Source organism: Leifsonia sp. 2MCAF36 (assembly GCF_052115525.1).
In the GTDB taxonomy this organism is placed as follows: Bacteria; Actinomycetota; Actinomycetes; order Actinomycetales; family Microbacteriaceae; genus Leifsonia.
Map to the genome: position 1 here is coordinate 225,902 of NZ_JBFRGV010000004.1, position 18,065 is coordinate 243,966.

Below are 18,065 nucleotides of genomic sequence, written 5' to 3' on the forward strand. Positions count from 1 at the left end.
TTACCGCCGCAGCTCGAACGTGGTCGTGCCGATCTTGATCGGCGTGTCGAGTGGGACCTGGGTCGGGACCGTCACCCGGCGGCCGTCGAGGAACGTGCCGTTCGTGGAGTCGAGATCCTGGATCATCCACTCGTCGTTCCAGAGGAGCAGGCGGGCGTGGTGGGTGGAGGTGTAGTCGTCCCGGATGACGAGGTTGGACTCGCTGGAGCGGCCGATGGTGATCGGGTCGCGACCGAGGGGGAGCTCGGTCCCGGCCCGGGGTCCGGAGGTGATGACGAGGCGGCGGGCGGTCTGCACGCTCGCATTGGTGCCACCGGCGCGGTTCGCTCCGGACGGCAGCGACGAGACGGGGGCCGCCTTCATCACCGGCTCGGTGGGGCCGGCCGGCGCTGCGGCGGCGGGGGCGGCGGCTCTCGGGAACGGGGAGGCGGCAGCCGCCGGCTGCGATTCGGGCAGTTTGCGGACGCGCTGACCGAACAGGTCGGTGCGCAGGGCGTACACGATCCCGAACACGAACAGCCACAGGAGGAGGAGGAAGCCGAACCGCAGCACCAGCAGGGTCAGCTCGCTGGGGTTCACGAGGGACCCCAGAAGTCGCCGGCGTCGCGACCGCGCGGGGCCGCTGTGGCCTGCGGCAGCACGCGGAAGACGATGCGGGTGCGGCCCAGGGTGATCACCGAGTCCGGCTCCAGGATGGCCTTGCGCAGCGGCTGCCCGTCGAGCTTCGTGCCGTTGGTGGAGCCGAGGTCTTCGACCTGGGCGCGGTTCCCGTCCCACGTGATCATGACGTGGCGACGCGAGATGCCGGTGTCGTCCACGGTGATGTCGGCCTCCGCTCCGCGGCCGACGACGGTACGCGAGTGCGTGAGTGCGTAGTGCCGTCCGTCGATGTCGAGCACCGGGGTCCAGGCGACGTCGCCTTTCACGTTCTCGGACTCGACCTGCAGCATCCCGACCGTCAGCTCGGGGTCCTCCTCCAACTCGACCGAGATGCCGCCCGCGAACTGGTAGTGCTGCGCGGCGGCGTGCTTCTGGATGAAGTCGATCAGCTCATCGGTGAGCGCGGCCCCCATAGAACGCATGCGGGTGTAGTCGTCTCCGGCCATGCGCAGAACGAACCGGTTGGGCGCCAGGACCCTGTCGCGTGCGACGACCGCCGCCTTGGTGTCGAGCTCCTTCCGGAGCGCGCTGGACAGCTCGACCGGCTGCAGCCCGGAGCGGAAGGTCTTCGCGAACGCGCCATTGACCGCGCGCTCGAGCCCACGCTCGAAGTTGTCCAGAATGCCCACAGTCTCCCGCTCCCGGCTCGATGACTACATGCATGTTAGTCGGAACCCTTGGAAAGGCACTGGCTATCCGGTGAAGATCAGTCGTCGGGACGATGCCCGGATTCGTGAAGGGTCCGAGCGTCGTGTTAGAGTTCCTGGGTTCGCGCGAGTGGCGGAATTGGCAGACGCGCTGGCTTCAGGTGCCAGTGCCCGCAAGGGCGTGGGGGTTCAAGTCCCCCCTCGCGCACGGAGGGTGGATTTCAGAATCTCTGAACAGGGATTTCGAAATCCGCTCGGACGAACGAAGAAGGGCCGGATCGACCGGAGATGTCGATCCGGCCCTTCGCTTTCGGGGATGATTTGGCCCGATGACGTAGTTCGGGTCAGCGCGAAATGGCTGGATTCTGTTTTTCAGGCAGGCTGAAGCGCTCTTTCTTGCGGGTGAGAAGTGTGTTGGCGTGCCGGCTGCTAAGCGGGCGGCGCTGTCGCCGTCGTCGCGGTTCGTATGAGCGTCGTGCCGGTCAGGGTCTTTCGACGTCGGATGCGGTGCTTCGGCTCGACGCTGCGTTCGTATTCCTGAACGAAGAAGGACTCAATCTTGCGGAGGTTGGTAGACGCAGCTGCGAGAGCTGCTGCGAGGTAGTGGAAGGCGTACCCCCGCCCCGAGCGCTTGCGCTTGTTGGCGATGTCTTCGCGCCCGGCCTCCTTCAGCATCTTGTGGGATGACTCGACGAGGCTGCGCATGCCGTAGAAGGCCTGGTGTTCGGGCGACATGTACGGGAACTCCTGCAGGTACTTGACCGCCGGCGGATTCTCCTTCCGCTTCTTGCCCTTCGGAGGTGTTCCCGCGTCGATCGGAATCGTGATCGTTCCTGGCGTCGTTGGGGTGACCATCTTTTTCGAGCCACGGTCGTAAGCGATATAGGTGCCCGGACGTGGGTAGCTGTAGCGCTGGTACCCGTCGGCGTCAGGTCGACCTTTCGGCGTCATGCGGTACGGCTTGCGGTTCTTGAGCAGCGTCTTCAGGGCCTCCTCGTCAATGACAGTCCGCTTTTCGCCGGTGTCAGGATCCTCGACCTCCGCTCGGATGGCCTTCATTCCTTCGATGAGGGTTTCAGGCATGGTGGCGACATACCAAGTTCCTTCCACGAGGATGAGGTCCTTGTACTCGCTCTGGATGCCGAGGTCGTCCTTCTTGTAGTCGATCGCGAGCTTCCAGCCCTTCAGGCGTACTGGTATCTGGAAGTTTTTTGCCTGCTCGCCGTTGTATGCGCGGTCCGCCATGATCATCCCGGCCCTGACGCCGAGTCTCTCGACGGATTCCACGAGGCGAAGTCCGTGTCCGACGAGGCGTCCTGGCTGGTGGAACGTCACAGCCAGCGTCAGTGACGGGAAGAGGTGCCGCTCACCGGGGCTGTTCCAGACCATGACTGCGTTCTCGAGTTCATAGGCGGCGACGTCGGTCTTCGCGCCCTCGCCGTTGTGGTTGCCTTCTCGGCGGTAGCGCTCAGCAAAGGGGTCTGCGTTCGTTCGTTTACGTCGATCATCCGGAGAGTTAGGGCGCCCCGCGATCTCGAGCTTGGTGGCGTCGATCGCGATGTTGCCGTTGTAGCGCGCCCAGATGTCCGCGGGAAGCATTCGCACCGTTGCGTGTACGAGTTGTTCGCACATCCAGTCCAGTTTCGCCATCGCGATCTTGGTAGCGATGCGTCCTTCGGTGCTGTCCCACTTCTTGCGCTGTGCGGCGAATTCGGCTTGGTCGAGGCGCTTGTTCCTGCGCGAGGGGTAGGGGTCCATGAGGTTGAGCAGGTTGACGGTCGACCGTCGCATCCGCTGATACCAGCCGCCACGCGAGGTGGCCGCATCCTTGATGCCGAGCATCGATCGGTGCTCCGCGTCGAACCGGTACTGGAGCGTGTTGGCGATTTCCTGGTAGTTGGCGCCGAGACCCATCTGGATGTGGATCAGCAGGAGAATGAGGACCGCGCGGTACGGGATGGCGGGCTTTCGGCCGGCGCCGCTCTTGCGCTTTGCGGAGTCCCACTCGTCGAGTCGGGCCACCACACCGGAGTTGTCGACAATGCGTGCAACGAGCCCGAGGTACGCCTTGGACATGGGGCCGTACTTGATGCGCTCTCTGGTCAACTCTTCACTGCTTGCGACGCCGAAGGTCTCCAGCATGCGTCGGGTGAGCAGCTTCTCGGGGTCCTCAGTGTTTGCGATCACTTGGCACCGTCGCTGTCACGGATCGCGGCCCGGTACGAAGCGACATCCATCTCTTGGACGAACGCGAGATAGCGCGGCAGGTTTTCGAACTTCTCGAACCCAAGGGCTCGGAACAGCTCCTTGATGGAAACGCCCGCCTGCAGCCTTCCAACGATCCAGGTAGAACGCAGCCGTTCGCTCCGCGGGTGCTCTCCGATTGTGTACTGGGTGAAGCTGCTGAAGAGGTTGCCACCGTCGCTACGGTTTGGTGGTCCCCAGAGAGGCATCTCAGGCTCCGCGTCTTCGAGCAGAGCGACGCACCAGTCCTCCCATTCCGCGAGGAGCGGGACGAATCGCGGGTGAGTTCCCCCGCGGACGTTGATGAAGACACCGTTCTCGTCGACGAGGACGTCTTCCGGTGTGACGTCGATGACTTCCACCGGCCGCAGCGCAGCCCCCGCGGCCAGGATGAGCATCAGCATCGCCCTGCGGCGCTTGGCTTCGGTTTTCTGCCCGAGCGCCCAGAACCTGAAGTTTGCCATCTCGTTCGGGCTGTAAGGATGGGCGACGCCCTTTCGGCTTAGCGGCGTCATTGTGGCGCCCTGCTCCGTCGGCAGGAGCACTTCCGAGATTCGGAGGAGCATCGAACGGTAGTTGCGGCGCGTGCCTTCGCTTCGTCCGCTGTTCTCCTCGGTGGCGTAGACGTCGATGACCTGCCGGCTGAAGATGACGTCCGTCTGGAGTGGGAGTCCACGCTCGACCACAGCCCACGTCACGAAGGCGGTCGTGATTGTGATGAGGAGCTTTGCTGAGTAGGCGGTCTGCGGTGCGGCGATTGAACAGGCGTCCTTGACGAACTCGGCGATCTTTGGCCACGTCTCGGTGTCGCGGCGGGGCTTGTACGACGTCATTGCTTCGCGGGCTTCGAGGGGCAGGGCGTTGTGACCGACGCGGGTCAGGAGCGCAGCGGCCGTTCCGGTTTGTCGGGAGAAGGCGCCGACGGCGTCACCGAGTTCGGACGCATGGCTACGCGCCCAGGTGGTGTTCCCGAAGGCAAGCCGTTCGTCCAGTCGTACCTGCGCCGGGGTTCGGGCTGGGGTGGCAGGGCTCGGTGCGTTGGTGCGAGAGGCCGTGGTCTGGACGGCAGTTCTTGAGGTAGAGCGGGTCACACCGCCAGCTATGCTGCGGTGCGGTCAGGCGGGTGGGACTTTGCGCCCCGTGCTCGTCCTCGCCTAGAAGTACCGGGAGGTCCACGACCAGTCTTCATTCCGAGCGAGTTCGATGATTCGCGTTGGATGCTCCTCGGCGATCTCGATAGGCGGGCAGCCTTTGTGTTTCGGGTTCCACCCGCTCAGCCAAAGTGCCCACAGCCAGGGTTCGGGGCACGATCGACCCAGGGCGTTCAGGATCGAACGAAGCACCGGAACGCGTTTGATGTCCTGACCCCCACCGACAAGCGCGAAGAGTGGGTAGAGGGGCCGCCTGTCGGAGTCCCGCACCTCGAGGAGTTCGCGGCGCCCGGCGAGAGCAAAGACATCATTGCGCGTGGCGCGCAAGCTCTGGGCAACATCGCTGGGTGAGAGATAGGGGCCGAGTTCGATTTGCCAGGTCTGGAGAAGGTGCGCTGAAGGCGCGCGGAAGGTTGTCATCGGGACTCCCATGCGCAATAATTGCTGTAGATACAGCAGGTCGAGTGTCGCGAGATAAGGGGAAGGTGACCAATGCCCTTGCGGTCACGCGATGTGGCGCGCTCATCGTCTAGCGTGGTGGCATGGCCCGTCCGCTGCGCATCAGTCCCAACCTGGGACTCGACGAGTGGTTGGTTGCGCCCATGACGGATCATGCGCACGAAGCTGCCCGTCGTTTCGTGACGAACCTCAAAGTGGCCATGGGTACCGACAGTGTGCTCTCGACTGCGAAGCGGGCCGGCGTCGACCGGAACTCGTTGCGGATGGTTCTGGAAGGGCACACGTGGCCGGATGGGCGCCTGGTCGCCAAGCTCGAGGCGGCCTTCGAGCGCACCCTCTGGCCCGGGTACTTCAAGGACTGACATCAATCGCCATCGATCCGCTCGATGGCGACGATCGGCGAAGTCACCTGCCAGAGATACTCCAACACCGCGGCGACCTCGGGCTCGGGCTGCATGGTCCAGAATCCGGAGACGCCCACCTGGCCCTGGATGATCCGCAGCAACAGGTGTTGACCGTCGGTGAAGTCAGGATGGGAGTCAGGGCCGGGCGTCCTCGTCACGGTCCGATCGACCATATCGAAGACGTAGATAGAACCGGAGGTGGTCGTCACTCGGTACCGACCCGGCGCATCGGGGATGTGGTCCAGCGTCATAGTGCGCCACCAGGGTGTACCTGGCGTCTGATCAGGCGCGCGATTGCCCCGCTCGGCGTCCCCGTCGAGCTTTCTCCAGCACCGCGAGGTGCGTGACGACCTACCAACTTAAGCATGAGCACTACCGCTGTATCTACGGCAGCAGTAACAATAGCAAAAGAGGCAGGAGGCGGCAAGATGTTTCGGCTTAGGCAGCAGCCCGGAGCGAGTGAGTCGACTGGCCGTTCTCACGCAGTGGCACGAAGGGCAGGTACCTGGTGAAGGCCTCGAGCGAATCGACTCCGGCGGCGGCTACGAGCTCCCGCAGTGGCGAACACGCGGCCATGTGGGTCACGATCCAGGTACTGCGCAGCCGCTGGGTCTGCACATGAATCACACCACCCCCGCGAGCGACGAAGTTCGAGATGAGGTTCTTCCCTGCCCCGGTGCGCGCCGGGATGAAGAGGTAGGCATCGGGAGCCAATTCACCGGCACGCCTTAGCAGCAGACGCTCCCATCGCCGAAGGACAGGGATGCCTCGGACGCGACCGTCAGTGACGTGCACGATCGTCGCGCCACTGTCACACGCGGTCACATCGCCGGCACGCAGGTTAGTGATCTCCTGGGCCGAGAGGCCCGCACCCAGGCCTAGCGCGACGAGGATCTCGGCGTCGGCTCGCCGGCTCTTGTTCTGCTTGCGCGCCCACTCACGCAGCGCCGCCTGCTCTGTCGACGTGTAGGGGACGCTGGGGTCGGACGGGGCTAGTGCTGCGAGCGGCCGAGGAGCGAGCGACTCGTCGAGGAGAGCCTCCGCGATCCGGAGCAGCTGGGAGCGGTAGTTACCACGGCTGCCGGCAGAGAGTTGCGGCACACCCCGCTCGATGAACGCGGCGACGTTGCTGCGCTTGAACACGCACGACCGTTCGAGTGGGACGCTGTTCTCGATAGACCACCTGGCAAGCGACGTTACGGCAGGCGCGAGCTTGGCGGGATCGTAAGAAGCGAGATGGGCGTCGGTGATGGCGGAGCTGATGAAGTCGTCGACTGGGTTCACACAACAGTTATGCGCGGACCGAGCGTGTGAGCTGTAGAACACGGCCAGGCGGCAGTCTGGGACTCGGGCTGGGCGATGTTAGCGCGTTGCCTCAGAGGTCGGTGGGTAACGCTTCGTTCAAGGCTGAACAAGCGAAGACCCCGACGCCGAGGCGCCGGGGTCTTGCGGGGGTCGCGCACGCTGGCCCGCAGGTTATGCGGGGAGGTGCAGCGCGTGCAGCACGTGCCTCTTCAGCCCAGCGCCGCGCCAACGGATGGGTGAGTCGGGCTCGATCATGCAGTTCCAGACGGTCTCCAGGAGGTGGGTCATCCGAGCGGGCGGCGCGCTCGAGGTCCTGGTCGGTGATCTCGTCGTCCCACCCGTGTCCGTAGTAGCGGCTCATCTGCTCGCGGTCGATGACGGCCTCCGCGTCGTCGTCATCGTCGAACTCAGCGATCTGGTGGTTGAGGCGCATGAGGGTCAGGTAGTCGCCGCGGAGCTCGAGGTTGTTCCAGGCACGGTCGGGGTCCAGCTTCTCGATCGACTGGAGGTAAACCGCCTCCTCGGCGAGCTCAGCTTCCTTGCTCCAGGAGAGCTAGTCGAGGTCGGATGCCTGGCGTGCCCAGTCCTCGAAGCACTCGACGCAGGGCTCTTCGCCCCACTTGGACTTGAACTCCACTCGGTACAGCGGCTCTGAGCGCAGCCGGATGAAGTCGTCGACGATGTGAAACGGCACACGGTAGTGGTCGACGATTCGCATCCAGTCGGAGCGGTCGAGCTCCAGGTAGTCGGCGATGTCCTCGTAGACGGGTTTGGCGGTGCTCTCAGTGGTCACGTTATGTGCTCCTTGGTTGGACGAACCGACACCTGTTCATGCCGGCACTCCAGATATGCGCCGGCCACTACGGTCCGGTGTGACTTTTGGATCGTCCTGTCCGTCTATGAGGCCGCCTTCGTAGCGGAGATCGAACCCAGCAGAAGACGCGGGCCACGCGCTTTCGGATCCCGCGGAATCTGAGGGCGCCCCTCGTCCGGGTCGCCGGCTCGCAATGTCGGAGGTTACCCATAGGCTGATCCACTGCTCAAATCGGGCGGTCGCGATTGGAGTGTCTGATGGAAGTACTTGTAGCCACGTTCGGCATTGTGAACGTCCTGTTGCTCATCGTTTTGGGGGTGTTTGTCATCGCTTTCCGCTCTCGGCGGACCGAGGCGGCTGATCTCACTCCACTCCGCCAGGACACGCAGGCGCTCAGGAGCGAGTTGCGCGGCGACCTCACAGCACAGCGGCAAGAGCTTCGTGACAGCATCGTCGGCGGTCAGCAACAACTCGACCAACGGCTCTCGAACTCGTCCCGAGCGCAGTCAGAGGAACTCGCTCGCGACCGACTCGAGCGGGCGGAGGCGCAGAAGCATTCGGACTCGATTCTCACCACCGGGCTGGCAGAGATAGGCGTTCGAATCGACTCTCATTCGCGCTCGATGAGCACATCGACCACAGAGTTCCGGACTTCGCTTGAGGCGCGTCTTGATGCCGAGCGTAAGGACATCGATGAAAAGTTGGAACTGATCCGGGGAACGGTGGACGAGAAGCTCCAGGGCACCCTCGCCGAGTCCCTTCGGGAAAACGCCGTCAAGATCCAGGAGCTGACCTCTGCGCACGCAGCCAAGCACATCGAGATACAGACGCTGCTTCGTGATGAGCTTGAGAAGATGCGGATGGGCAACGAGGCCAAGCTCGAGAAGATGCGCGAAACGGTCGACGAGAAGCTCCAAGGGACGTTGGAAAAGCGCCTCGGTGACTCGTTCGCGCTGGTGAGCGAGCGACTCGAACAGGTGCAGAAAGGGCTCGGCGAGATGCAGAATCTTGCGTCGGATGTCGGCGGCCTCAAGCGCGTCCTCACTAACGTCAAGAACCGCGGAAGCTGGGGCGAAGTGCAGCTATCGCGCCAACTCGAGGACATCCTGGCTCCCGGCCAGTACGAGCAGAACGTCGTCATCAAGTCGGGCACGCAGGAGAGCGTGGAGTTCGCCGTCAGGCTTCCTGGACGCGATGAGAATGACGTACCGGTCTATCTCCCGATCGACTCCAAGTTCCCACAGGAGGACTACGAGCGGCTTCTAGAAGCTCAGGAGCGTGGCGAAAAGGCAGAGATAGACGCAGCGACGAAGGCTCTCGAGCGCGCCGTGCTCACCCAGGCGAAGGTCATCGCATCGAAGTACATCGACCCGCCGCGCAGCACCGACTTCGCGATCATGTACCTGCCCACCGAAGGTCTCTTCGCCGAGGTGGTGCGCCAGCCCGGACTGGCCAGCAGGCTTCAGAGTGAGTTGCGCATCCTCATCACCGGGCCCACGACATTGATGTCGCTGCTCAACAGCCTCCAGATGGGATTCCGCTCCCTGGCCATCGAGAAGCGGAGTTCTGAGGTGTGGCAGGTGCTGAGCGCCGCGAAGACCGAGTTCCAGAAGTACGGTCAGGTCTGGGACAAGCTGAGTAAGCAGCTCCAGACAGCTCAGAAGACTGTGCAAGAGGCAGGCGTGCGAACTCGGGCAGTGGAGCGGAGGCTACGCGACGTTGAGGTCACGGAGATCGAGGCGGCCGACGAGGTACTCTCCGCTGCGCTGATGCCGGCGGCGGACGATCTGGGCATGGCGCAGATCGATCAGCTCGATGCGGACCTAGCGGGGATGCCGTGATCGTGCCCAAGATGCCAGCGAACCCGAGGTAACGGCGGCACTCAAGCCACTTCGGTTTCGCCGTTCCCGTTCATGCGGCGGAGGATGCTTACGATCTCGTCTACGTCGAGCGCAGGGAATAGAGAATCGGGGCCAGCTGGCGCGTTGTCGGTGTACGGCGACTCGTACAGGCGGCCCGGATCCATCCGGCCGTTCCGGGTGAGTTCATCGACGATCAGTGCAACGAAGCGGATCTGCTCGGCAGTAAAGGCGGTGCCGTCGAGGTAGCGCTCGAAGGCGCTGCGAACGTAGTCGCGGTCGAGGCCGATCAGCGAGCGGATGAACGCGGCAAGGCCACCGGTTTCGGCCTCCGCGCGCGAGATGTCGGCTTCGTTCCCGCCTGCGTCGGCGAGCATTGTCTGGAGGGCGAGCAGATCCGTTTCAGTCAACGGACGTCCGCGGCGAAGACGCTGCAGGGCTACGTGGTCCTCATGCGCACGAAGATAGGCCTGCGCCTTTGATCGGAAGCGATCGAAGTCCATACCGGGCGTCACACCCGGCAGGGCGATTTCCGTGGCCTCACCGAGTACGTCCTCCAAGTCGACGTACACCGGGTCCCGCCTGCTCGGTTCGAGGAAGCGCATGAGACCTCGGAGGCGCAGCCGGGCGAGCTCAAGCATGCCGACTGTGACATCCACCCACCACTCGTCACCAGCGACCTCTTCGAGCAGAACGGCCTGCTCGAGAACCGACGGGATGGCCGTCTTCGTGAGTAGCCGCGCGGCGATGTCCTGGACAGTCAGGCGCAAGCGGTCGGCGTGGCTCTGATCGCCCTCGAGCTGCGCCAGTTGTCGACGCAGGATCAGAAGGTCAAGCCGCTTCGCCATTTCGTCGCTGTCACGTACCGAACTGGGCAGGCCCGCCAGCGACGCCGCGAGTTCGGCGTCGTCCCCGGATAGGCCGTCCCACGCGTCGACACTGGCGAATCGCTCGACCGCCATCCGATGCGGCCGCACGATGAAGTTGTCGAGGTTCATTCCCGCGATCGTCTTGCTCAAGCCGGAGGCGGTGGCAGCCTGGAGTTGGGCGTCCACATTTCCGACTACGCCGACGAGCGCGACACGGGCCTCGAAGATTCGCTGCGAGAGGGACGCCTGCACCTGCCCCTCCGCGCCGGGAAGATTCTGGCTGAAGAACTCGAGGTTGCCGCAGAAATCGAAGACGAGGAAGTCCTGTTTGTCCTGGCCGGGGCCGAAGACATCAGGTGCGAGTCGCGTGCCCCTACCGATCATCTGCCAGAACTTGGCCTTCGACCGCACCGCCTTGAAGAAGACGAGGTTGAGTACTTCCGGGACGTCGATGCCGGTGTCCAGCATGTCCACGCTGATGGCGATGTCCGGGTGCTTGCTGGGCTGTGAGAAGTCGTCGATGAGCGATTGCGCGTATGAGGACTGGTAGGTGATGATTCGCGCCGACTTGCCAGCCGCTTCCGGATAGGCGAGATCGAAACGCTCTTGGATCCGCTCCGCGTGTCGCTGGTTGGCGGCGAAGATGATCGTCTTTCCGAGCCGGTCGCCGCCTTCCACGCGGTACCCGCGGGTCATCAGTGTTTCCAGCACCTTGTCGATGGTGTCGTCGTTGTAGAGGAAGCTGTTCAGCTCGGCCGCGCCGATCTCCGAAGGGATCAGGCCATCGTCGCCCCAGTCGGCGCTGTCCCACTGGTCCTTCTCGTCCTCGGTGAGGTCGTCGTAGCGGATGCCCTGGCGCATGAACTTCGTGGGAACGGCGATCGCGCGAGGCGGCATGAGGTAGCCGTCTCGGACGGCTTCGTCGAGGCCGTACGCGTCGGTCGGCACGCCGTTCTCGAGGTGGAAGAGGCGGTAGGTGTTGTGGTCGACTTCGTCCTTCGGGGTGGCGGTGAGACCGACCAGCATCGCGTCGAAGTAGCGGAATATCGCGCCGTACTTCGCATAGATCGAACGGTGTGCCTCGTCCACGACGATGAGGTCGAAGTAGCCAGGGCCGAATCTTCGCCCGCGGTCGTCTACCTCATCGATGAGGTTCATCATCGTCGGGTACGTGGAGACATACACGCGGCCCTCGGCGGTCCGCTCCGTGACGAGGTCGACTGTGGTCGATCCGGGGAGGTGCTCCCTGAAAGCGCGAGCCGCCTGCTTCACCAGAGCGGTGCGATCGGCAAGGAACAGCGCCCGCTTCACCCAGCCCCGCTCCTGGAGCTGCTTGACCAGTGCGATCACCGTGCGGGTCTTGCCGGAGCCTGTCGCCATGACGAGCAGAGCGGATCGCTCTCGCGCGTCAAAGGCGCCACCAACGGCCTTGATGGCTCGAACCTGGTACGGCCGCTCGACGATCGCGTGATCGACTGTTGCGGACGAGAGCGCCAGGCGCGTCCGTCGACGCTGCACCGTGAGCTCGAGTTCGTCACGGGTCATGAAGCCAGAGACCGCGCGCGGCGGATAGCCGGCCGCGTCATCCCAGAGCCAGTGCTCGTAGCCGTTCGTGTAGTAGATCACGGGCCGGCGCCCGGTCATCGCCTCAAGGGCATCGGCGTAGAGTTCGGCTTGTCGCTGACCGGCCTGCGCTGACTTGCGCGTCCGCTTCGCCTCGACGACCGCCAGAGGAAGGCCATCCGCGCCCCACACCACGTAGTCGGCGAAACCGAACCCTTGTGGATTTGGCATCGGTATCACCTGGTACTCGACGGAGACGGCGTCGCTGAACGGACCCGGCACCTCCGGCCCGAGGACTCGCCAGCCGGCCTCGCGAAGCAGCAGGTCGATGAAAAGGTCGCGTGTCGCGGCCTCGTCATAATCGTGGTCGTCGGGCTTCGCAGCGGCCTGGGCGGCCGTGATCTGCGCCTTGAGCGCTTCAATCTCCGCATCCTTGCCGGCTGCCAGTTCGTCACGCTGTGCCAGAGCTTTCGCGTGAGCCTCATCCTGCTGACGGAATTTGGCGGCGAGCTGCCGCACCTGATCACGCGTGAGCGGGGCGGCCTTCGCTGCAAGCTCCGGATCGAACTGGGCGCCGGTGGGCACAGTGTCCGGGTGCGCCGAGTAGTGGAGGCCGGCCCAGACCATGAGGTGGAAGACCTCACGGAGAGCGCCGAGCGCGTCGCGGGCGGAAGGCGGAGCTGCCTTATGCACAGCGTCATTGCCAAGCCGTCGGACAAGGTTGAGCTTGCTGACGATGCCCAGCCCAGCCTTTGCCTTGAAGGCCGGGTCGTTGGTCTTAGCCGCCAGGTCGTCGCGGTACGGGAGGTTGAGCCCCATCACGTCGTAGAGATAGTCGACCAACTGCTCGACCGCCCGCCGGCTGTAGAAGCAGGCCGACCGCGGATCGGTGGTGAGGTAGGACTCCGCGTGCGCGCACTCGGCATGGAGCTCAGGTAGCGTCTCCCGGACGAACGCAAAGTTGCTCACGGTCAGAGCTTCCCAGAGAACGCCCGTGATTGCAGAGAAGCGGACAGCTGTTCATCCGCGGCCAAGGCGCGCTGGACGGCGGTGCGCTGGGCATCGATCGCATCGAGCCCGCGGCTGAACCGCTCGAGGGCCGCCCCATCGGGCAAGGCGATTCGGATACCTCTCAACTCTTTCGCGTTGATATTTGCCTGATTCACCGCGGCTTTGGCGAGGCTCCGGCGAACCGCCCTTCCGAAAGTTCCATTCAGGTATGCCGAAACGAAATCGGCAAAACCAGCGTTGTCAAAGCGAACGCGCACCAAATACCCCGCGTAGGCGAGACGTTCGTCTGTCTTCACAACTGCCGATTTGCCGACCTTCTCGACGCTATTGGTGCGATTGAACAGCAGGTCTCCTCGGCGGACGGAGTACTTAGCCTCCTCCCTGTCGGACAGGTCAAGGTACTTCAGATCGGTTAGGTCGAGACGTCCGTCATCGGTGATGTTGCCCATGCGCAAGACCGGCCAATCTCCGACCGCGCCAGCTTTCGTCGAGGTGCCGTAGTCCGCTGAAAGAGCGCGGTCACCGATAGTACCCATCGGCCAGCGACCTGACCACGCGGGCGGAGGACCGAACGTTGCGGCAAAGTGTGCCTGGACGAGGGTGTCGAGGTGGGCGACGGTCGCCTTGCGCTTAGAGCGGATCGCCTCGGCAGCGTGGAGAATCGCGGCAATGCGGCGCTGCTCTCTCATCGGCGGAAGCGGAACAAGAATCCGCTCCACAGTGCGCTTCGAGATTTCTGCGAAAGTCGCGCCATTGCCCAGGGCCTTCAGGTCATTGGTCTTCCATCGGAGCCAGTGATACAAGTACCCTGCGTCGAGCTCCGGCCCCGGAACCAGACTCTTGAAGCCCTGGTTCGTCGCCATCGGGATCGCGTTCATGGCGACGTAGCCGATCGGTGCGCGCGAACTCAGCAACACTGATCCGACGGGTAAGACTGTCGCACCTGAACCGGCGAGGCCTGCCGCGGTTATCGTCCTCGCGGTGTCGGCGATCTGAGGACCATTCAAACGGCTCAGGTCTGTCGGGGTCGCCCACGGAATATCGCCATCCCAATACTCAGCGACGCTGGTCTTGGGCGTGCCTCCAGACACGACGCGTGCAACCTCTCCGAGCGGAAGCACTCTCACGCCAGCAAGTCCTTCAGCTCCGCGATCCCCGCATCGATCTCGGCGTTCAATGCCTCGATGTCGGCCAGGATGTCCGCGGGATCGCGGTGCTCAGTCTCGTCGTGCACTAGCTCCTTGTAGCGGTTGATCGACAGGTCGTAGTCGTGCGCAACGATGTCCGCCTTCGGTACTGTGAACGACTGATCGGTGCGAGCACGGTCTCGCTCGTTTCTGACGCGCTCGGACCAGCGGGCTCGCACGTCGGGCAGATCGCTCACGTCGACGGGGCTGCGCCTGTCGTCAAGGGAGAAGCCGTCCGCGTGCACGTCGTAGAACCACACATCGTCGGTGCCGCCGGAGTCAGTTTTGGTGAAGCAGAGGATCGCCGTTGACACTCCCGCATAGGGGCGGAACACACCGCTCGGCAGCTTGATGATCGCGTCGAGCTTCTGGTCCTCGACTAGCGCCTGCCGCAGGGCCTTGTGCGCCTTCGTGGAACCGAACAACACACCATCCGGGACGATGACAGCCGCACGACCACCAGGCTGCAGAACCTTCAAGAACAGTGCGAGAAATAGCAGCTCGGTCTTCTTGGTGTTCGCGGTCCGGGTCAGATCTTTCGCGATGCCCTCAGCATCCACACTTCCAGCGAAGGGCGGGTTCGCGAGGATCAGACTGAACTTCGCCACATCGGCCCCTCCGGAGAGCGAATCCTGATACCGGATGTCGGGCGCCTCCACCCCGTGCATCAGCATGTTCATCGACCCGATGCGGAGCATGGTCTGGTCGAAGTCGTAGCCGTGGAACATTGACTCGTGGAAGTGCTTACGCTGCGTTGCGTCCAGCAACGCCTCGGCGTGATGTTGGCGCACGTATTCGCTTGCCGCGACAAGAAACCCTGCCGTCCCGCACGCCGGATCGACAATCTCGTCGCCGGGTTGCGGAGCCATCAGGTCGACCATGAGCTGGATGATGTGGCGCGGGGTGCGGAACTGCCCGTTGGTGCCGGCAGAGGCGATCTTCGACAGCAGGTACTCGTAGAGGTCGCCGTTGGTGTCGCGGTCATCCATCGGGATCTCTGCGACCATGTCCACGACGCGGCTCAGCAGCGCGGGCGTGGGGATGGTGAACCGGGCGTCCCTCATGTGCTCCGAGTAGGTAGAGCCGTCGCCGCCCAACCGGCGCAGGAATGGGAACACCTCGCCGCCTATGATTTCGAACATCCGGTCAGCGCCCATGTTCTTGAAGTTGCTCCACCGCAGGTCCTGCTGGTCCGGTCCGAAGATGGTCCGCTCCAGGGTTCCGGTGACGCGCGCCTTCTTGTCGGCGAGGGTTTGCAGGTCATCGAGGCGCCGGATGAACAGCAGATAGGTGATCTGCTCGATCACTTCTAGCGGATTGCTGATGCCGCCTGCCCAGAAGGCGTCCCAGACGCGGTTTACCCTGCTCTTCAGTTCGCCCGTGATCACGCTTCATTCTCCACCAGTGGCGACGGCGCACCCGTCCCGCTCTTGACGTTCTCGGCGAACGACTTAGCGAGGTTCACGAGGCTGTCGACGTTGTCCAGGTCAATGTGGCCCTTGAAGACCTTCTCCGTGGTCAGCCTCCAGCTTTCGCCGAGAACCCCGGTGATGCCGGCGGCGACGCCGGCCGAGACCATCAGACCGACACCCGGGACGAGCTTGATGAGGCTCGCGGCCGCGAGCTTTCCGCCCGCTGCCGCCGCAACCGGGGTGGCGGCTAGCAGCTTGGCTGCCTTCTCCTTCGGGATGTCGTAGATGCCGGCAATCTTCGCCATCAGAGCGGCCTGAGCCGGAACGAGCAAAGCCGCGTCGGCCAGCGGGATCGGCGTCATCCCAACACCACCTGCGAATGCGATGGCACCGGCGATCCAAGAACGCGCGTATCGAGCCTTGATGGATAGGTCGATCTTCTGGGCGGAAGCGAGCGCGATGCGCTGCGCTTCGGGGACGACGCTGTACGTGACGTCCAGCAGGTTCTCGAGGCCAAAGCGGGCGGTGCCGTTGAACTCGTCGTCGACGGCAGCCGTCATCACAGGGCGGCCGGTCACTATCGGGAGGCCCATCTTCTCGATTGCGTCAGCCAGGCGGACGGCGGCCGGATCCACCTCGCCGTCGCGGACGTTCACCTTGGTGAGCGCGAGGACGACGGGGATCCCTTGGGACGCGATCTTCTGGATGACCTGCTGCTGTCCGGGCTCGAGGCGGTCGGTCTTGCTGTTGACGCAGTACCAGGCGACATGGATGAGCTTCGCCATCTCTCCCTTCCGGTTGCGTCCCAGACGCCTCGCGATGTCGCGGATCGGAGATTTGTCCCCGATCTCCAAGCCGGCACCGTCGTAGATGGCGAGCGATCCGGCGGCGTTGACGAAGAGTTCGGTCTGGTCGGTCACAGGCTCGCCCACACCGGTTTCTGCGACGTGCTCGCCGAAGATTGCGTTCAGCAACGTGGATTTTCCCGCGCCGGTTGCGCCATAGAGCGCGACGTTCGCGCGGTCGGTCGTCGCTTCCGCTTCCTCGGTCAGTGCGGCCTCGAAGTCATCGTCTTCTCGCATAACAGCAATCATGCCGGGGCGAACGGCGATCGATCGACAGGACCCCCGGAATTGGGGAAGGCTTGAATCGCGAGTCCGACGTTCGGTCGGCTCGACGACGAGCTAGGGAAGGATGTCTGCGAGCGCCGTCGCCATGGTCTGAGTGATGTTGCGACCCGTGCGCGCATACAAGGGTTTCAAGGTTATGCGAGCGTGCTCGGTGTGCACCAACCCTTGAGTGTCGAACACCGCAACGACGTCGTCATCGCGTTTGAGGGCCCAGAACCGACCCGGAACGAATGGCTCTGCGAACCGAGAGCCCATCAGGAAGGCGCGGAAATCGGCTGGATTGGGAAACACGACAGGCAGCGGTGACTGCTCGTCGTCTGCGAAAAGCGACTCGAGAACCGGAATGGCGTAGCCGGAGGCGTCCGGAGCCAACATCCGGAGGTCCCAGCGCGCCCGATCGTTGACAAGGAAATTCATGAGCGCCGCCATCACCCGCAGAGTGACCACCCGAGCGCTACTCGTCGGAGCCTTGATCGCAGGCGTTAGCCCAGCAACTCCCTCGATCCGCTTGATCGCGTCATGCGGATTCTCCCGAGACACCAGCTCACTGATCTCCATGAAGTGGATGTGGTCCGGGTGCACGTGGACGCTTCCTAGGCGGTTGAAGTCGATGTGCACCGGGCCGCGAGAGCCATCCCCAAACAACGACAGGCAGTCGTAGAACCCGTCCATCGGATACGTTTCCCGCAACTCCAGCTTGGGATTGCGGCGAACCAACTCACTCGCCAACCACCAGTACGAGGCGAGCTTGTATCGACTGGCGACTTCGGGGAGACCATTCATGGTCTGAGCATCCCAGTGCCGGGCGAGTCGGAAGCGGTCGCATCGCCGTTGCGTCGGGACTGGAGCGCGTCTCGAGGCAATCCGCTCAATCGGGAAGCGAAGGGCCAAAGCGATCGGAGAGCGTGACTAGGGGCTCACGTGATGTAACAATAGCACGGTGATGCCGCGCGGGAAGGACAAGGAGGTCATCTGGTACGCCCAGGTGCTCTTGGACAGTATTGGCGCTCGCATCCTGTCAAGGCTTTCTGGTGCCGACGGGCCCCTCGGGTCCTACACCTGGCCCGAACCAGGGGACCAGGGGCCGGATGCTCAGCAGACTGCTCGGGTACGAATCGCCTATCAGATCTACCGCATGCTTGCGTCTCGCCATCCCGACGACTTTGTCACCGACTGGCTCATGACGATCAACGTGTTCGTGGGTCAGCGCCCGGCTGATGCGATCGCCGCGGATGAGTTCGCCTCGGTGCTCCAGGCCGCGCAGCTGGTACGCGAGAGCGACATGCTCGGTGACCCAGGCGAGGACGAGGAGGACGACGAGGAGGTTGGGGATGATCTCTAACCGGCAGC

16 protein-coding genes and 1 tRNA gene are annotated in these 18,065 nt (G+C 63.7%); 4 read left to right on the forward strand and 13 right to left on the reverse strand.

What is annotated here, in order from left to right; all coding sequences use genetic code 11:
- Together AB4079_RS08410 and AB4079_RS08415 are read right to left on the reverse strand one after the other, a co-directional pair.
- On the reverse strand, positions 1–579 hold the full coding sequence (locus AB4079_RS08410; RefSeq protein ID WP_441786831.1) for an FHA domain-containing protein FhaB/FipA: 579 nt from the start codon (positions 577–579) through the stop codon (positions 1–3).
- Positions 576–1,289, reverse strand: coding sequence for an FhaA domain-containing protein (locus tag AB4079_RS08415; RefSeq protein ID WP_441786832.1), 714 nt, complete (start codon positions 1,287–1,289; stop codon positions 576–578). Before AB4079_RS08415 ends, AB4079_RS08410 begins: the two co-directional genes overlap by 4 nt.
- A gap of 142 nt (positions 1,290–1,431) precedes the next feature.
- Here AB4079_RS08415 and AB4079_RS08420 point away from each other — a divergent pair.
- Positions 1,432–1,515, forward strand: a tRNA-Leu gene (locus tag AB4079_RS08420).
- A gap of 221 nt (positions 1,516–1,736) precedes the next feature.
- Here AB4079_RS08420 and AB4079_RS08425 read toward each other — a convergent pair.
- The 3 genes from AB4079_RS08425 to AB4079_RS08435 form a co-directional block, all read right to left on the reverse strand.
- The gene (locus tag AB4079_RS08425; protein ID WP_441786833.1) at positions 1,737–3,449 is read right to left on the reverse strand and encodes a hypothetical protein; all 1,713 of its coding nucleotides are present in this window, start codon (positions 3,447–3,449) and stop codon (positions 1,737–1,739) included.
- A gap of 41 nt (positions 3,450–3,490) precedes the next feature.
- Positions 3,491–4,384, reverse strand: coding sequence for a site-specific integrase (locus tag AB4079_RS08430; RefSeq protein ID WP_441786834.1), 894 nt, complete (start codon positions 4,382–4,384; stop codon positions 3,491–3,493).
- 321 nt (positions 4,385–4,705) lie between these two features.
- Positions 4,706–5,122, reverse strand: coding sequence for a hypothetical protein (locus AB4079_RS08435; protein WP_441786835.1), 417 nt, complete (start codon positions 5,120–5,122; stop codon positions 4,706–4,708).
- Positions 5,123–5,244: 122 nt separating this feature from the next.
- Between AB4079_RS08435 and AB4079_RS08440 the strand changes: the two genes are divergently transcribed.
- On the forward strand, positions 5,245–5,523 hold the full coding sequence (locus AB4079_RS08440) for a helix-turn-helix domain-containing protein (RefSeq protein WP_441786836.1): 279 nt from the start codon (positions 5,245–5,247) through the stop codon (positions 5,521–5,523).
- A gap of 2 nt (positions 5,524–5,525) precedes the next feature.
- Here AB4079_RS08440 and AB4079_RS08445 read toward each other — a convergent pair whose 3' ends face one another.
- The 3 genes from AB4079_RS08445 to AB4079_RS08455 all read right to left on the reverse strand — a co-directional run bounded on the left by AB4079_RS08445 (position 5,526) and on the right by AB4079_RS08455 (position 7,663).
- The gene (locus tag AB4079_RS08445) at positions 5,526–5,816 is read right to left on the reverse strand and encodes a hypothetical protein (RefSeq protein ID WP_441786837.1); all 291 of its coding nucleotides are present in this window, start codon (positions 5,814–5,816) and stop codon (positions 5,526–5,528) included.
- A gap of 187 nt (positions 5,817–6,003) precedes the next feature.
- Positions 6,004–6,708 carry a hypothetical protein gene (locus tag AB4079_RS08450; RefSeq protein WP_441786838.1) on the reverse strand — a complete coding sequence of 235 codons (705 nt, stop codon included), beginning with the start codon at positions 6,706–6,708 and terminating at the stop codon, positions 6,004–6,006.
- Positions 6,709–7,423: 715 nt separating this feature from the next.
- Complete coding sequence (locus AB4079_RS08455; protein ID WP_441786839.1) at positions 7,424–7,663, reverse strand: hypothetical protein; 240 nt, start codon at positions 7,661–7,663, stop codon at positions 7,424–7,426.
- Positions 7,664–7,941: 278 nt separating this feature from the next.
- Here AB4079_RS08455 and rmuC point away from each other — a divergent pair, with 278 nt between their 5' ends.
- Positions 7,942–9,525 (forward strand): DNA recombination protein RmuC, encoded by a 1,584-nt coding sequence (gene rmuC / locus AB4079_RS08460; RefSeq protein ID WP_441786840.1) that lies wholly within the window; start codon positions 7,942–7,944, stop codon positions 9,523–9,525.
- Positions 9,526–9,566: 41 nt separating this feature from the next.
- Here the strand turns inward: rmuC and AB4079_RS08465 are convergent, their stop codons facing one another.
- The 5 genes from AB4079_RS08465 to AB4079_RS08485 form a co-directional block, all read right to left on the reverse strand.
- On the reverse strand, positions 9,567–12,944 hold the full coding sequence (locus tag AB4079_RS08465) for a DEAD/DEAH box helicase family protein (RefSeq protein WP_441786841.1): 3,378 nt from the start codon (positions 12,942–12,944) through the stop codon (positions 9,567–9,569).
- Positions 12,945–12,946: 2 nt separating this feature from the next.
- Positions 12,947–14,113 (reverse strand): restriction endonuclease subunit S, encoded by a 1,167-nt coding sequence (locus AB4079_RS08470; protein ID WP_441786842.1) that lies wholly within the window; start codon positions 14,111–14,113, stop codon positions 12,947–12,949.
- Entirely contained in the window at positions 14,110–15,561 is a 1,452-nt protein-coding gene (locus tag AB4079_RS08475; protein ID WP_441786843.1) for a type I restriction-modification system subunit M, read from the reverse strand. Before AB4079_RS08475 ends, AB4079_RS08470 begins: the two co-directional genes overlap by 4 nt.
- Positions 15,558–16,667, reverse strand: a complete 1,110-nt coding sequence (locus AB4079_RS08480) for a GTPase (protein WP_441786844.1) — start codon at positions 16,665–16,667, stop codon at positions 15,558–15,560. The genes AB4079_RS08475 and AB4079_RS08480 overlap by 4 nt, the downstream gene beginning before the upstream one ends.
- Positions 16,668–16,769: 102 nt before the next feature.
- Positions 16,770–17,498 (reverse strand): TY-Chap2 family putative peptide chaperone, encoded by a 729-nt coding sequence (locus tag AB4079_RS08485; RefSeq protein ID WP_441786845.1) that lies wholly within the window; start codon positions 17,496–17,498, stop codon positions 16,770–16,772.
- Between the two features lie 157 nt (positions 17,499–17,655).
- Between AB4079_RS08485 and AB4079_RS08490 the strand changes: the two genes are divergently transcribed.
- Positions 17,656–18,057, forward strand: a complete 402-nt coding sequence (locus tag AB4079_RS08490; RefSeq protein ID WP_441786846.1) for a hypothetical protein — start codon at positions 17,656–17,658, stop codon at positions 18,055–18,057.
- Positions 18,058–18,065 lie beyond the last annotated feature (8 nt).

What these genes read in the sequence shown, in the direction of transcription:
- AB4079_RS08425 (WP_441786833.1), bottom strand. Translation starts at nt 3,449, where the DNA reads ATGCTGGAGACCTTCGGCGTCGCAAGCAGTGAAGAGTTGACCAGAGAG.
- AB4079_RS08430 (WP_441786834.1), bottom strand. Translation starts at nt 4,384, where the DNA reads ATGACGTCGTACAAGCCCCGCCGCGACACCGAGACGTGGCCAAAGATC.
- AB4079_RS08435 (WP_441786835.1), bottom strand. Translation starts at nt 5,122, where the DNA reads ATGACAACCTTCCGCGCGCCTTCAGCGCACCTTCTCCAGACCTGGCAA.
- AB4079_RS08440 (WP_441786836.1), top strand. Translation starts at nt 5,245, where the DNA reads ATGGCCCGTCCGCTGCGCATCAGTCCCAACCTGGGACTCGACGAGTGG.
- AB4079_RS08445 (WP_441786837.1), bottom strand. Translation starts at nt 5,816, where the DNA reads ATGACGCTGGACCACATCCCCGATGCGCCGGGTCGGTACCGAGTGACG.
- rmuC (WP_441786840.1), top strand. Translation starts at nt 7,942, where the DNA reads ATGGAAGTACTTGTAGCCACGTTCGGCATTGTGAACGTCCTGTTGCTC.
- AB4079_RS08480 (WP_441786844.1), bottom strand. Translation starts at nt 16,667, where the DNA reads ATGCGAGAAGACGATGACTTCGAGGCCGCACTGACCGAGGAAGCGGAA.
- AB4079_RS08485 (WP_441786845.1), bottom strand. Translation starts at nt 17,498, where the DNA reads ATGAATGGTCTCCCCGAAGTCGCCAGTCGATACAAGCTCGCCTCGTAC.